The sequence below is a fragment of the Streptomyces sp. NPDC057877 genome (genome assembly GCF_042796855.1).
GTDB lineage: Bacteria > Actinomycetota > Actinomycetes > Streptomycetales > Streptomycetaceae > Streptomyces.
The window spans coordinates 22,855-36,569 of record NZ_JBHVMS010000010.1 but is presented as its reverse complement, the minus strand read 5'-3'; the positions used below and the strand labels follow the sequence as shown (position 1 = coordinate 36,569).

General features: G+C 70.0%; 12 protein-coding genes. 1 reads left to right on the top strand and 11 read right to left on the bottom strand.

All coding sequences use genetic code 11. The annotated features are described in order from the left end of the window. Nucleotides 1–11: 11 nt before the first annotated feature. The 6 genes from ACFVQG_RS28830 to ACFVQG_RS28805 form a co-directional block, all read right to left on the bottom strand. A complete protein-coding gene (locus ACFVQG_RS28830; protein ID WP_383389424.1) occupies nucleotides 12–488 on the bottom strand; it encodes a MarR family winged helix-turn-helix transcriptional regulator in 477 nt (158 codons plus the stop codon). A gap of 254 nt (nucleotides 489–742) precedes the next feature. After that, nucleotides 743–1,603 (bottom strand): poly(aspartic acid) hydrolase, encoded by an 861-nt coding sequence (locus tag ACFVQG_RS28825; RefSeq protein WP_383388916.1) that lies wholly within the window; start codon nucleotides 1,601–1,603, stop codon nucleotides 743–745. Beyond that, entirely contained in the window at nucleotides 1,600–1,932 is a 333-nt protein-coding gene (locus ACFVQG_RS28820; RefSeq protein WP_383388914.1) for a DUF4387 domain-containing protein, read from the bottom strand. The genes ACFVQG_RS28825 and ACFVQG_RS28820 overlap by 4 nt, the downstream gene beginning before the upstream one ends. A 3-nt stretch (nucleotides 1,933–1,935) precedes the next feature. Further along, a complete protein-coding gene (locus ACFVQG_RS28815; RefSeq protein WP_383388912.1) occupies nucleotides 1,936–3,297 on the bottom strand; it encodes an acyclic terpene utilization AtuA family protein in 1,362 nt (453 codons plus the stop codon). A 43-nt stretch (nucleotides 3,298–3,340) separates the two neighbouring features. Beyond that, the gene (locus ACFVQG_RS28810; protein WP_383388910.1) at nucleotides 3,341–4,675 is read right to left on the bottom strand and encodes an MFS transporter; all 1,335 of its coding nucleotides are present in this window, start codon (nucleotides 4,673–4,675) and stop codon (nucleotides 3,341–3,343) included. Nucleotides 4,676–4,807: 132 nt separating this feature from the next. Next, nucleotides 4,808–5,527 (bottom strand): GntR family transcriptional regulator, encoded by a 720-nt coding sequence (locus ACFVQG_RS28805; protein WP_383388908.1) that lies wholly within the window; start codon nucleotides 5,525–5,527, stop codon nucleotides 4,808–4,810. 331 nt (nucleotides 5,528–5,858) lie between these two features. On the opposite strand from ACFVQG_RS28805, the gene ACFVQG_RS28800 reads away from it, so the two are divergent. After that, the gene (locus ACFVQG_RS28800; protein ID WP_383388906.1) at nucleotides 5,859–5,984 is read left to right on the top strand and encodes a hypothetical protein; all 126 of its coding nucleotides are present in this window, start codon (nucleotides 5,859–5,861) and stop codon (nucleotides 5,982–5,984) included. Nucleotides 5,985–6,057: 73 nt separating this feature from the next. Here the strand turns inward: ACFVQG_RS28800 and ACFVQG_RS28795 are convergent, their stop codons facing one another. The 5 genes from ACFVQG_RS28795 to ACFVQG_RS28775 form a co-directional block, all read right to left on the bottom strand. After that, nucleotides 6,058–7,935: an AMP-dependent synthetase/ligase gene (locus tag ACFVQG_RS28795; RefSeq protein WP_383388904.1), complete on the bottom strand. Its 1,878-nt coding sequence runs from the start codon at nucleotides 7,933–7,935 to the stop codon at nucleotides 6,058–6,060. Nucleotides 7,936–8,031: 96 nt separating this feature from the next. Beyond that, complete coding sequence (locus tag ACFVQG_RS28790; RefSeq protein ID WP_383388902.1) at nucleotides 8,032–9,450, bottom strand: ATP-binding protein; 1,419 nt, start codon at nucleotides 9,448–9,450, stop codon at nucleotides 8,032–8,034. Further along, nucleotides 9,447–10,160: a response regulator transcription factor gene (locus tag ACFVQG_RS28785; RefSeq protein ID WP_383388900.1), complete on the bottom strand. Its 714-nt coding sequence runs from the start codon at nucleotides 10,158–10,160 to the stop codon at nucleotides 9,447–9,449. Before ACFVQG_RS28785 ends, ACFVQG_RS28790 begins: the two co-directional genes overlap by 4 nt. Before the next feature lie 100 nt (nucleotides 10,161–10,260). Further along, nucleotides 10,261–12,519 carry an MMPL family transporter gene (locus ACFVQG_RS28780; RefSeq protein WP_383388899.1) on the bottom strand — a complete coding sequence of 753 codons (2,259 nt, stop codon included), beginning with the start codon at nucleotides 12,517–12,519 and terminating at the stop codon, nucleotides 10,261–10,263. Between the two features lie 109 nt (nucleotides 12,520–12,628). Then, the gene (locus ACFVQG_RS28775) at nucleotides 12,629–13,555 is read right to left on the bottom strand and encodes a LysR family transcriptional regulator (protein ID WP_383388897.1); all 927 of its coding nucleotides are present in this window, start codon (nucleotides 13,553–13,555) and stop codon (nucleotides 12,629–12,631) included. Nucleotides 13,556–13,715 lie beyond the last annotated feature (160 nt).

The following is a 13,715-nucleotide window of genomic DNA, read 5'->3' as shown; positions in this document are numbered from 1 at the left end:
GGATATCCGGGTCACGCCTGAGCGACCTTGTCGAGCAGTGCCATGGCGGTGATGACCGCCCGCACCTCCTCCTCGGTGCCGTGCTCCCGCAGGGCCCGGGCGAGCCACGCCTGACGGGCGAGGCGCTCGCCCTCGCGCCGTTCGTGGCCCCGGTCGGTGAGTGAGACGAGCTGACGCCGCCCGTCACCGGGGTCCGGGCTGCGCGAGACGAGCCCGGCCTCCTCCAGGGCGATGACGGTCTTGGCCATCGACTGGGGCCGTACGCCCTCGGCGGCGGCGAGTTCACTGGCGGAGGCGGGGCCGTTCCTGGCGAGGCGGCGCAGCACGGAACTCTGCGGCGGGGACGGTTCCCTGCCCGCGTCCCGGCCCCCCGGATCCTCGGCCGCTTCCAGGGCGCGCAGCTTGCGGCGGAGTCGGCCGAACACCACCCAGATGTCGCTCGCTGCCTGCAGGGCGTCCTCGCTCAGAGGGTTTTGATCCGCTGGCATCATGCCCTCATAGTAGATAGGCAGCCCAGGCTGTACAACCTGGGCTGTCTATCTGGGCCGCTTTCACGGGGCCGGGCTGTCGGCAGCATCGTCGAGGAGACCACGGAAGGCTTCGCACATCCTGGTCGCGGTCCGGTGAGAGCACGGGAGCGAAGCGCGGGTCCTGGCGCTGACCGGGATGGGGCGACCGTCCCGCCTGCCCGTGTCGCGGGCGGCCATGAGCCGCGCGACCTGCGGATCGAGTCGATGCTGACTCACGGCTGTGGGACCTCCGGTGACGTGGACACCTGGGTCGCCAGGAACCGCTGCACCGCGGGGAGTACCGCGAAGTGCTGATGGCCGGTGCCGGGGACGATGTCGAGACGTGTGTCGAAGCCGTGTTCGCGCCAGTTGGCCCGCAGCGCGTGGATGCGTTCGGTGCGGTTGGTCCCCGAGGAGGCGGCCCCGGGCCCGTCGTCGGGGGCGAGTTCGGCGGCGTCGGTGTCGTTCTCGCCGATGACCAGCTGCACGGGAAGGCCACGCAGGGCTGCCGGGTCGGCATCGGTGCCGAACTGTTCCTTCATGTCGGCGGTGCCGTGCCACCAGGCCGTCGTCGGGTCGAGGAACGTGACGCGGCCGGGGGCGCCTACCGACAGGGACGCCAGTCGGTCGGGGTGGAGGTAGGCGAAGCGGTGGGCGAACTGGCCACCGCCGGAGAAGCCGTGGAGGTGGAAGCGGTCGGCCCGCACATGCCAGCGGGCGGCGGCCTCCTCGACCATGTGGAGCAGGGCTTCGTCGGCGCGGAAACCGGCGGAGGACAGGAGCTTGTAACTGTCCACGTCGTTCGGGCCGGTGATTCCGGCGGGGAACAGCGGGGCGAGGACGACGCAGTGGTGGCGTTCCGCGAAGTCGGCGAAGGCGTCACGGAGGGTTTCGGCGCGGCGTCGTGTTCCGTGGACGGTGACCACCAGCGGGAGGGGCGGGCCGTCGGGGGTGTGGTCGGTGGGGACGTAGAGGCAGTAGGAGAAGCGGGGGTCGCTGGCCAGGGCGAAGAAAGGGGTGGGACCGGTGAGGAAGGCGATGCCCGGGTGGCCCGCGGGCAAGTCCCAGGGGGAGACGGGACGTTCGACGGTCATGCGCTGCGCTCCTGGTCCGACGCGCTCACGACGAGGTCCATCAGCGGGCCGTACTGCTGACCCGCGTAGCAGTCGCTGTCACGCAGGTCGCCCTGGACGGTCGGGCGGGGGAGGGAGACCTTCACGGCCAGGGCCAGCGGGTGGTTGACGAGGAGGATGTCGGCGGGGTCGGCGCCGTAGAGGTCGGCGAAGAGTTCCGTGTTGAGGAAGCCGCTGGCGACGAGGGCGTCATAGGCGGCCTGGTCGTGGCACATGAAGTCGAAGGTGAGGGTGAAGGGGCCCGCGTTCTTGGAGCGCACCAGGGAGCAGTAGTCGAGCAGGGTGGTCATGGGTCACAGCTCCTCGGTGGTGGTGCGGAACAGCTCTGTGGGGCTGACACCGGTGACGACGTGGTTGAGGGTGAAGCGGTAGAGCGGGCCACGGTCCGTCTCGGGCGGCGAGTACGGGTAGGCGAGGGTGGACACCAGGCCGTCGTACTCCGGTATGGGCAGGTGGCTGCTGGCGTGCGCGACGAAGGTGGCGACCGCGTGGGCGGTGCCTTGGTCGGGTGCCGTCACCGTGATGAGGACGCCCAGTTCGCGGGGCCGCAGCGATCCGGGTTCCACGGCGGCCAGGACGGCGCCGTCGCCGTAGAGGCGGAAGTCGATGTCGACGTCATCGGGGTCCACGGACCCGCCGAACACGTCGAGGATCTTGTCCGCGAAGTACTTCTTGGCGAAGGGGAGCAGATCGGGCAGGCGCCGGATGACCACCTGGTCGCGCACCCCGCCGACGATGACGGTCTGGTGGCCGACGAGTTCGGCACCCTCGAGCTTGTTGGTGTAGCCGTCCGCGGAGATGAAGCGTCCTCCCCGCACCCGGACCGTGCGCTCGTCGATCGCCTCGTAGGTGGCGTCGGTGGTGTCGAGGGCGCCCGACGGCTCCGCGATGAGATACGGGTCGGCGTTCTCGTACAACGTGTGCGCGGCGACGGACCGGGGGGTGAGACGGCTGCCCTCGGCGAGCGTGGTGACATCGAAGTGGTCGTCGCGCAGGTGCACGAGCAGGCCGTTGGCGGACGGGGGGATGGCGCAGGCGGCACCGCATTCGATGGTCTTGGCCATGTGCCAGGTCAGACCGGGGTCGGCGCCGAGCATGTGGGGGAGTGCGGCGAACAGCGCGGTGTCGCTCGCGCGTCCGGCCAGGATGACGTCGCAGCCCGCGTCCAGGGCCTCCTGGATGGGTTCGACGCCCATCATGGCGACCGTGTGACTGCGGGTGAACAGCTCCCGGTCGATCTCGGGGGCGTGCGGCAGCGGTCGGAGTCGGTCGGCGTCGTAGAGGCGCTGGAGACGTTCGGTCGGCTGGTCCGAGTAGATCACGGCCAGTTTGAAGTGCAGGTTCTCCGCAGCGGCGATGTCCCGTACGAGGGCGGCGACGCCGTCGACTCCGACGTCCCGGCCGCTGGTGCCGCAGGACCCGATGATCAGCGGTACGCCCAGCTCGTCGCGCGCGGTGAGCAGCAGGCGCAGGTCGCGGGTGACGGCCTGGTCGGAGAGCTTGGGGGTGCCCGAACCGAGCGCGGCCGGTCCGGAGTCGGTCGACCCGGCGTCACACGCGATGACGTGCGGACGGGCCTCGACGCCGCGTCGGAAGGCGGCGGCGTCGAATCCGGCGCCGAGTGCTCCGGTGGGAGCGAGGATGCGCAACTCCATGGGGGTCTCTGTCTCTCCTGGTGAGGGGGTGGTGGGTGGTTGGTCAGTGCTGGGGAGGAGCGACACGGCGGGCCAGGCGGGTGAAGACGACGAAGGCGATCGTGGCGAACACCGCGCCGTTCAGGAGCATGAAGCGCCAGCCGGTCACGTCGACGGTGACGCCGAGCAGGGCGGGGCCGAGTGCCGCGCCGGTGGACGCGGCGACGGTGTACAGACCGGTGTAGGTGCCCAGGACATGTCTGCTGGGAGCGAGGTTCCACAACGCGACGAGGGCGTTGACGGCGAAGGCCGAGTAGCCCACGGAGGTGATCACCATGGCGACGACCGTGCCGGGGACGGTGGGCACGGCGAAGCCGACGAGCAGGCCTACGACGAACAGGCCGACGCCGTAGCGCATGGCACGCGCCTGCCCCAGCCGGGACGAGGCGTAGGCGATGGGGACGACACAGAGCAGGAAGGCGACGGCGCCGGGCAGCGCGAGCCCGCCCGCCGAGCCCCGGGACAGGTCCAGTACCTCCGTGCCGTACGGGGTCAGCAGGGAGCGCAGGGCCGACCACATACCGGCGAAGCAGAAGATGCCGAGCATGAGCAGGGTCCGGGCGCCGGACGGGTCGTGGACCAGGTCCTTGACGACCGCCCAGGGTGAGGCGAAGTCGGTGGACGGCGGGGCGGGTAGCGTCCCGGAGGGAGACGGCTCATCGGCGTGCGACAGCGCGGCGGCGCGGTGTCGGCGGCCCAGGAAGAACCAGGACGTGGTGAGCAACAGCAGCATGAGGACGGGCGGGATGGCGAACGCCAGGGTGAGGCTGCGGTCCACGACGAGCAGGCTGATCAGGGACGAGACGACGATCGTGAGACTGACCCCGGCCTTCACGAACCCCTGGGCCTTGCCCCGGTGGGAGGGGGCGACATAGTCGGAGACCAGGGTCTCCGTGATGCCCTTGAACGCGTTCGCCATGGCCGCGAAGCCGACGACGCACAGCATGAGCAGGGGCAGACCCCCCGTCCAGGGGATCAGCGCGAAGGGCACCGAGGCCAGGGCGGCCCCGATCAGGATGATCGCCCACCGGCCCTTGCCGTCACGTGCGCGGCGGTCGGACAGGAACCCCGTCCAGGGCTGGATCAGGACCCCCAGGATGTTGTCCATCCCCATGATCAGCCCGACGAGACCGGCGGAGGCGATGTACTGCCGCAGTTCGGAGGGGACCTGGGCGTCGTAGAAGTTCCACACCGACTCCTGGGCGAAGACGGCCAGGGTGACCCACAGGACGGTGCTGGCGCTCATCCGCCGCGGCGCGGTGGGCTCACCGTCGGAGGGCCTCTCCACGGGCGCGGACAGGTCCTCGAGCGGCTCGGGCTGAGGTGCGATGTTGGGCATGGCGGCTCCTTTGCCATATGCCATAGCATGTACGTTGTACGGCGCCGAGGGAAGACCTCGCCATAATCCTCACGCTATTTGCTATAGCGTCCAGAGGGGCGGGCGAGTGGGCGAGTGCCCCTCAGGCCACTGTCAGTGCGAGAAACGTGCCGTGAGCAGCGAGGAGCTGGACGACTGACTGTGAGCGTTCATCAGCTCCTCCGCTCGCCTGCCGTCTCCGGCGGCGATGGCGTCGTAGATGGCGCGGTGCTGGTGATAGCGCGCCGTCACGGCGCTGCGCCGTTCGCCGCTGACCTCGGACAGGACGCTGTTGCGTCGTTCGTCCGCGCCGAAGGCGTCGACCATGTGCAGCATCTGGAGCAGGGTGGCGTTCCCACTGGCCTCGTCCACCAGCGCGTGGAACTGCCGCATGCAGTGCAGGATCTCCTCGATCAGCTCCCGCTCCTCGTCACCGCCGGGACCGACCTCGATCGCCTTGCCGCGCAGGCGGTCGGCCTTGTCGAGGACCGTACGCATCTGCCGCTTCTGCGCCGCGGTCGCCTTCTCGGCGGCCATGCGTGCGGCCAGTGCGCGGAGCGAGTCGCCGATCATGGAGAACTCCCGCAGTTCGTCCTCCGCGTACTTCGCGATACGCACGGAGCGCGGGCCGGTCCGCTCGACGAGCCGGTCCTGCTCCAGGCGGCGCAACGCCTCGCGTACCGGCGTCGCGCTGATGTCGAGCGACTCGGCCAGCCCTCGCTCGGTCACCTTCTGACCTCGCTCCAGGACGCCCGAGACGATCGCCTCACGGATCGCCGTGTACGCCTGGTCACCCAAGGTCGCGGAGATCGTGAGCTGCGGAAGCTGTCCCATAGGCAGTACGGTATTTGCTACAGCAGAATTGTCAACCGGTTGCGCGCGGGGGAATTTCCTGAGGTCTCCGTCAGGAAACGCTCAGGCTGACTGCGGGTCCACCGTCAAGTGCGGTGTGAATGATGTGTCGGGTCATCTCGGTCCGTGAGGCAGAAGGAAACCCGGGCACCAGGTAGTCGTCGCGGGCGGGCCGTCCCTTGTGCGGGCCGCCCTCACCCAGGTGATTCGAGCGACTCCATGACGGTGGCTGGCACCGCCGTGCACAGCGAGGATCTCAGAGAGCTGCTCCAGGTCGGCGCGGACCTCGTCCTGGAAGATCCACATCACGCACATGCTCAACAAGCTCGGAGTGCGCCAGCGAGGGCACCTGATCGCCTTCGCCTACGAGAGCGGGCTCATCGTGCCCGGCATGACGCACACCAGCTTCATCGCGAACCGGTTGCAGGCGGCCTCGTAAGAGGAGCGACCGCACCACAGAGGTGCGGAGGACCCGCCGGTCCTCCGCACGTCGCACGGCGTTGAGTTGGGCCCTACGCCTCGCGTGTCCCCTGGTACATCTCGTCGATGAGGTGCTGGTACTCGAGTTCGACCACCGGCCGCTTCAGCTTCAGGCTCGGGGTGATCTCACCGTGGTCCACATCGAGGTCACGGGGCAGCAGGCGGAACTTCTTGATGGTCTGCCAGCGCTGCAGGCCCTCGTTGAGCTGCCGTACGTACCCGTCGGCCATCTCGACCGTGGCGGGCGCGGCGACGATGTCCCCGTACGGCCTGCCCGCCATGCCGTTCTCCGCCGCCCAGGCCGTGATGGCCGCCTCGTCGAGGGCGATGAGCGCGGTGCAGAAGTTCCGGTCGGCGCCGTGGACGAGGATGTTGGAGACGTACGGACAGACCGCCTTGAACCGCCCCTCGATCTCGGCGGGCGCGATGTACTTGCCGCCGGACGTCTTGATGAGGTCCTTCTTGCGGTCGGTGATACGGAGATACCCGTCGCCCGAAAGCTCTCCTATGTCGCCGGTGTGGAACCAGCCGTCCGGCTCCAGCACCTCGGCGGTCTTCTCGGGCAGCCGGTGATAGCCCTGCATGACACCGGGGCCGCGCAGCAGGATCTCACCGTCGTCGGCGATACGGACCTCGGTGCCGGGCAGCGGCTTGCCAACCGTGCCGGTGCGGTAGGCACCGTCGGGGTTGACGAAGGCGGCGGCGGAGGACTCGGTGAGGCCGTAGCCCTCCAGGACGTGGATACCGGCGCCGGAGAAGAAGTAGCCGATGTCCGGGGCGAGGGACGCCGAACCGGAGACGCAGACGCGCAACCGCCCCCCGAACGCCTCCCGGATCCTGGCGAAGACCAGTGCGTCCGCGGCCTTGTGCTGGGCGGCCAGGGCGAACGGGACGGATGCCGTGCCGGTACGGCGGAAGTTGTCCTGCCGGGTCCTGGCGTACGCACGGGCCACCCGGGCCGCCCGCAGGAAGATCTTGTACTTCGCGGCGCCGGAGGCCCGTGCCTTGGCGGCGACACCGTTGTAGACCCGCTCGAAGACACGGGGCACCGCCGCCATGAAGGTCGGCCGGACCACCGGAAGGTTCGCGGTGATCCTGTCGGCGCGACCGTCGACGGCGACGACATGACCGACCTCGATGTGGGTGGAGGTCATCGCCTTGCCGAAGACGTGTGAGAGCGGCAGCCACATGTACTCCACGTCGGTGGCGCGGAGCAGGCCGGTGGCGGCGGTGGCCCTGGCCATGTACGACCAGTTGTCGTGCGGCAGCCGGACACCCTTGGGGCGACCGGTGGTGCCGGAGGTGTAGATGAGGGTGGCGAGCTGGTCCCTGGCGATGCTGGAGACCCGCTCCTTGACGACTCCCGGGTCCTTCTCCAGGCGCGCCCTGCCCCGGGCCTCCAGGTCGGCGAGACTGAGGACCCACTCCTCGTCGGTCGGGGTGGCGGACGGGTCGATGACCACGACATGGGTGAGGTCGGGCAGTTCGGCACGCTTCTCGACCGCCTTGGCCAGCTGCTGGGCGTCCTCCGCGACGAGCACCCGGCTGCCCGAGTCCGACAGGATGTACGCCGACTCGTCGGCGTTGGTCTGCGGGTAGACGGTGGTGGTCGCCGCGCCCGCGCACATGATGGCGAGGTCGGCGAGGATCCACTCGATCCGGGTCGAGGAGGCCAGCGCCACCCGTTCCTCGGGCCGTATCCCCAACTCGATCAGCCCGGCCGCGATGGCGTAGACCCGCTCGGCGGCCCGCGCCCAGCTCAGCGACTTCCACTCGTCGCGTCCCTCACCGGAGGCGGCGGACACCGGGTAGCGGTAGGCCTCGGCGTCCGGTGTGGCCGCCACCCGCTCCAGGAAGATGGTCGCGACAGAGGGAGGGCGGTTCTCGATCAGTGTCCGTGTGTCAGGCACGACATCCTCCGGATATCGGTGAGAGGCAGGGTTTGTGGTCGCTGCGGTGGCGCACGGGGCAGGGCATGGGTCAGCCGCTCAGGTGCCGTGCGGGCGTCATGACGGCCGACGGCCGCGCGGGAGCCGGATGGTGACGGTGGTTCCGACTCCCACGTCCGAGTAGACGGCCACCTGTCCGTGGTGGGCGTGGATGATGGCCTCCACGATGGCCAGGCCGAGACCGGAACCGCCGTAGGCGCGACTGCGACTGGCCTCCGCGCGCCAGAACCGCTCGAAGACGCGGGGCAGGTCCTCGGGCGCGATGCCAGGGCCGTTGTCGCTGACACTCAGCTCTACGGTGTCATGGCTGAGGATGACCTCGACGCGCACGGAGGTCCGGGCCGGGGTGTGCTGGACGGCGTTGCCGACGAGGTTGCGCAGGACCTGCTGGAGACGGGCGGCATCCCCGGTGACGGGCGCGGGCGGCGCCGGTGCCATGGCGATGTCGCGTTGGGGGTAGATGATCTGGGCGTCCTCGATGACGCTGGCGGCCAGGGCGGTGAGGTCCACGTCGTCCTGCTCGACGGGGCGGCCCGCGTCCAGGCGGGCGAGCAGCGCGAGATCCTCCACCAGCAGGCGCATCCGCCCCACTTCGTTCTCGATGTGCTCGAGCGCCGTCTCCAGACCGGGACCGGACAGGCCGCCCTGGCGGTGCAGGTCCAGCCATCCGGAGATGGTGGACAGGGGAGTGCGCAGTTCATGGGAGGTGTCGGCGGCCAGCGAGCGCACGGTCGCCTCCGCGCGGGCCTGGGCGTCGAACGCCCGGTTGACCGCCTTGGCCAGCAGGTCGGCCTCGCTGCCGTTGCGATGGGTGGGCAGCCGCTCGGTCAGGGAGCCCGCGGCGATGGCGTCGGCGCTGCGGGCCATCCGGGCCAGCGGGCGCATGCCGAGCCGCAGGACGATGACGGACAGCCCCAGCAGGACGAGCAACGCGCCGCCGATCAAGGCCAGTTGGCGCTTGATGAGCACATCGGTGGTGGCGTCGTCCACGGAGGTGTCGATGGTGAGGATGACCGTCGCCGGTGTCACGGTGCCTTCGGCGGGCCCTCGGTCGATGACCAGGCCGGGACTGGGGATGCGTACGGCGCTGAGGTCGCCGCCCTCCAGGGTGACGACGCTTCCCGTCGGTGCCGTGAGGCTCAGCGCGGCCAGCTCGTCGGGGGCACGGGACGCGGAACCTGTGCTCAGCAGCACCTTGTTGGCCTCGTCGACGGCCACCGTGCCCAGGGGTGAACCGAGCAGGGCGCCGAGTTGGTCGGCGTTGGCGGTCTGCGGGCCCTGGCTGATCACCCGTGCCAGACGCTCGGCGTTGGCCTCGAGGGTGTCCTGGTTGCGCTTGTCCAGGAAGTCCTCCAGCAGCAGGGCGCTGATGACGGCGCTGGCCAGCAGGCCGACGACGAGGAGGGCGGCCAGCCCGGCGAGTAGACGCAGGCGGACGCTGGAGAAGGCCCAGGGGAGACGGCCGCGGAGTGTCACGTGTCGCCCTGCTCTCGGAGGGTGTAGCCGACGCCGCGGACGGTGCGCAGCAGCGGCGTACGGCCATGGTCGATCTTGCGCCGGAGGTTGGAGATGAAACGCTCGACGACGACGGAGTCACCGCCGAAGCCGTACTGCCACACGGCCTCGAGGATCTGGGCGCGGGAGAGGACCTGCCCCTGGTGATTCATCAGGTAGTGCAGCAGGCGGTATTCGGTGGGGGAGAGTTCGATGAGCTGTCCTGCTCGGCGGACTTCGTGACGGGGGTCGTCGAGTGTCAGGTCGCCGCAGCGCAGGTGTGTCTCCTCGGTGGTGGGGGTGCCGCTGCGGGCGCGGCGCAGGAGTGCCTGCAAGCGGGCGCCGACCTCGACCACGCTGAAGGGCTTGGTGACGTAGTCGTCGCCGCCCAGGCGCAGTCCCCGTACCCGGTCCTCGACGGCGTCGCGGGCGGTGAGGAAGAGGACGGGTACGTCGATGGCGCGGGCGCGCAGGAGTTGGAGGATTTCGAAGCCGTCGGCACCGGGGAGCATGACATCGAGGACGATGACGTCCGGTGGGCGGCGGGCGACCTGGTCGAGGGCTTCGGTCAGGTCGCCCGCCACGTCGACTTCGAACCCGGCGAACTGGAGTGCCGAGATCAGCAGGCGCCTGATGCCGGGGTCGTCGTCGATGACGAGGACGCGGTCGGCGGTACCCGGGGTGGTGTCCATGTGTGCTCCTGGTGGCGGCAGCGACCGCCCGAAGTCTGCCGTCGCTGTCGGTGCGGCGGACTCGGTGGGTGCCCCGGTATCGGCTCTGCTGATCATCGTGTCACAGGCTCACTGGGGTGGATTCCTTGGCGGAGGCGTGGGGAGCCGCCGACTCGGGGGCGTGGAAGTTCTCGCCCTCGACGTCCAGATGGGGCAGCACACGGTCAAGGCGTCGCGGCAGCCACCAGGCCCGGTCGCCGAGGAGTGCCAGGACCGCGGGCACGAGGGTCATACGGACCAGGAAGGCGTCGACCATGACACCGAAGGCCAGGGCGAACGCGATCGGCATGATGTCGGCGTCGCGGGAGAACAGAAAACTGATGAACACCGAGATCATGATGAGTGCGGCGGACGTTACCACGCGGGCGGCGTTGCGCGCTCCGCCCAGGATGGCGGTGCGGGCGTCGCGGTGCCGGTTGTAGTCCTCGCGCATCGCGGAGACCAGGAACACCTCGTAGTCCATGGCCAGTCCGAACAGCACGGACATCACGATGATCGGCACGAAGCTGGCCACCGGGCCCTCGCTGGGCACGCCCAGCGGTCCGGCCAGCCATCCCCACTGGAAGACCGCGACGGTGGCGCCGAAGGCGGCGCCCACGGACAGCAGGAACCCGATGGTGGCCTTGATCGGGATGGCGATCGAGCGGAAAGCGATCATCAGCAGGAGCAGGGAGAGTCCGACGACGACGATCACGAAGGGCACGAGCGCGCCGCTGAGCTTGTCCGAGACGTCGATGCTGACCGCGGTCATCCCCGTGACGGCGACGTAGCTGCCGCTGGACTGCGCCAGGGGCTGCATCTGGGTGCGCAGCCGGGAGACGAGGTCGCTGGTCTCCTCGGAGCGCGGTCCGGTGTCGGGGACGATCTGGATGCGCGCCGCGCTCTTGTCCTCGGCCACGTCGACACCGCTGACGTCCGCGATGCCGCGGACCCCGCGCAACTCGTCCTCGACCGCGGCGGCCGTGACACTGACGGTGGCCGGGTCGTCGTTCTCGATCAGCACCACCAGAGGCCCGTTGGCGCCCGGGCCGAAGGCGTCGCCGATGACGTCGTAGGCCTGGCGGCTGGAGTCGCTCCTGGCGGCGGAACCCTCGTCGGTGAGCGCCAGCTTCAGCTCCATGCCGGGAAGGGCCAGGGCGATCAGCGCGACGGTGCCGAGGATCAGATTGCGTACGGGGTGGCGCAGGACGCCCTGGGTCCAGCGCACGCCCATGCTCGCCGTCGTGCCGCCGTGCGCGCGGTGCTTGCGGCCCAGGGGCAGGAACCCGCGGCGTCGGCCAGCAGACCGCGAAGCCTTCGGGGCCTTGGGGGCTTTGGGGGTGAGGCGGTGTCCGGCCATGCCCATCAGCGCGGGCAGCAGCGTCACGGCGGTGATGACGGCGACCGCGACCGCTCCGGCGGACGCCAGACCCATGGAGGTCAGCATCGGCACACCGGCGACGGCCAGGCCGGAGAGGGCGATGAGGACCGTGGCCCCGGCGAAGATCACGGCGCTGCCCGCGGTGGCGGTGGCCGTGGCGATCGACTCCCGCACTGGCATCCCCGCCCCTAGCTGAGCACGGTGCCGGGAGACGATGAACAGGGCGTAGTCGATGCCGACGGAGAGCCCCAGCATGATCGCCAGGGTGGGCGCGTTGTCGGAGACACCGAACGCGGTGGCCAGGCCCGTCATCGCGGCCATCGTGCCGACGATGCCGAGGACCGCGGTGAGCAGCGGCAGACCCGCCGCGAGCAGGGAGCCGAACGTGATCACGAGGATGACCAGGGCCACGCCCAGGCCGACCAGCTCACTGGGACCCACCGGCGGATGCGAGGTCTCATACGGCTCGCCACCGTAGATCGTCCTCAGACCCGCCTGCCGGGCCTGATCACCTGCCGCCTTGACCGCGTCCAGCGTGCCCTCCGGCACATCATCGGCCTCCGGGGTCGTGAACGTGACCCCCGCCACCGCCGTGCGCCCGTCCTCCGAGACGGTGCCGCTCCCGACCGGATCCTCGACCTCAGCCACCCCCGGCACCCGGCCCGTGGCAGCCAGCGTGGCCTCCAGCGACTCGCGCAGCTCCGCCTCGGTCACCTCCCGCCCGGACGGCGCCTGGAACACGATCTGCGCCGACTGGGCGTCAGGCTCGGGGAAGTGCCGTTCCATCCTGGTCAGCGCGGTCTGGGCCGGTGAGCCGGGAATGGAGCTGCTGTCCGTGAACGAGCCCGCGAAGGACACCCCCAGAGCGACCACCGCGCCCAGAGCGAGCAGCCACCCGATCAACATCCTTCGCCACCGGTGGGCACCCCACGCGCCCAGCCGGTACAAGAGCGTAGCCATCAAGAATCCCTCACTGTTCGGAAGACGACTCGCCACATCCTTCTGACCGGACTTGACGAGCGCCGCACGAGAAACCTGAGGGTTTCCTGACGGTTCGGCTCCGGCGCCGTCAGGTACGCCCGGACGCGTGCTCCAGCCGCAGTGGAAGCCGTGCGGCGAGATGGTCGATGAGCGCGCTGACACGCCGTGGGACATGCCCGTCCTCCTCGAGGAGGGCGTAGATGTCGGCAGCCGGTGTCGACACCTGGGGCAGTACCCGGACCAGCTCGCCACGGTCCAGGTGCGGCCCGACATGCCACTCCGAACGCATGATCACACCACGGCCCTCCAGGGCCCAGCCGGTCACCACGTCACCGTCGTTGCTGGACAGGGTGCCGTGCACCCGCACATGCCGGGGATGGTCGGCGTCCCCGAAGCGCCAGAGCGCGAAGTCGCTCTCGTTCTCCCGCAGCACGATGCAGTTGTGGTCGACCAGGTCCTCGACACTGGCCGGGGTGCCGTGCTCGGCGAGGTAGGACGGTGCCGCGCAGGGCACGCGCCGGTTCTGGGCCAGCCGCCGCATGCGCAGCGAGGAGTCGGGCGGCATGCCGACGTGCACGGCCACGTCGAACTCCCGCCGGTGGGGCCGTAGGGGAAGCGCGGACGTCTGCATCCGGACGTGTAGTTCCGGATGGGCCGCGGCGAACTCGCCGAGCAGCGGGGCGATATGGGTGCGGCCGAGGCCGAGCGTGGCCTCCACGACCACGGATCCGCGCAGGGCCCCGGCCGTGTCGGTGATCGTGTCCTCCAGCTCACGTACCTGGTCGAGGATCGCCTCCACGCGCGCCGCGTACAGCTCGCCCTCCGAGGTCAGCACGAGTCGGCGGGCGCCGCGCTGGACGAGCCGGACGTCCAGGCGGCGTTCCAGCGCGCTGAGGCGTTTGCTGACGACGGGCAGCGAGCAGCCGAGTTCCCGCGACGCGGCCGTCAGGGTTTCGCTCGACGCGACGACATGGAAGAAGTGCAGGTCGTCCACGACGGAGCGGCTCTTGGACAAGGGACGAGCAGAACGCCGAGGGCTTTCCATGGGGGAAAACGTACCTTGCCAGTTACGGCCTTGTAACGGGTGTCACCGCTGGCCAAGGTAGGACCACATGGCGCCGTGGCCGGAACTCGTCCTCGCCTGGACTGAGTGTTCACCTCCGCACGAGCGCAAT

Coding starts and splice junctions, on each gene's coding strand:
- ACFVQG_RS28780 (WP_383388899.1), bottom strand. CDS start 12,519: ATGGCTACGCTCTTGTACCGGCTGGGCGCGTGGGGTGCCCACCGGTGG.
- ACFVQG_RS28820 (WP_383388914.1), bottom strand. CDS start 1,932: ATGACCACCCTGCTCGACTACTGCTCCCTGGTGCGCTCCAAGAACGCG.
- ACFVQG_RS28810 (WP_383388910.1), bottom strand. CDS start 4,675: ATGCCCAACATCGCACCTCAGCCCGAGCCGCTCGAGGACCTGTCCGCG.
- ACFVQG_RS28815 (WP_383388912.1), bottom strand. CDS start 3,297: ATGGAGTTGCGCATCCTCGCTCCCACCGGAGCACTCGGCGCCGGATTC.
- ACFVQG_RS28800 (WP_383388906.1), top strand. CDS start 5,859: ATGCTCAACAAGCTCGGAGTGCGCCAGCGAGGGCACCTGATCGCCTTC.
- ACFVQG_RS28805 (WP_383388908.1), bottom strand. CDS start 5,527: ATGGGACAGCTTCCGCAGCTCACGATCTCCGCGACCTTGGGTGACCAG.
- ACFVQG_RS28830 (WP_383389424.1), bottom strand. CDS start 488: ATGCCAGCGGATCAAAACCCTCTGAGCGAGGACGCCCTGCAGGCAGCG.
- ACFVQG_RS28825 (WP_383388916.1), bottom strand. CDS start 1,603: ATGACCGTCGAACGTCCCGTCTCCCCCTGGGACTTGCCCGCGGGCCAC.
- ACFVQG_RS28785 (WP_383388900.1), bottom strand. CDS start 10,160: ATGGACACCACCCCGGGTACCGCCGACCGCGTCCTCGTCATCGACGAC.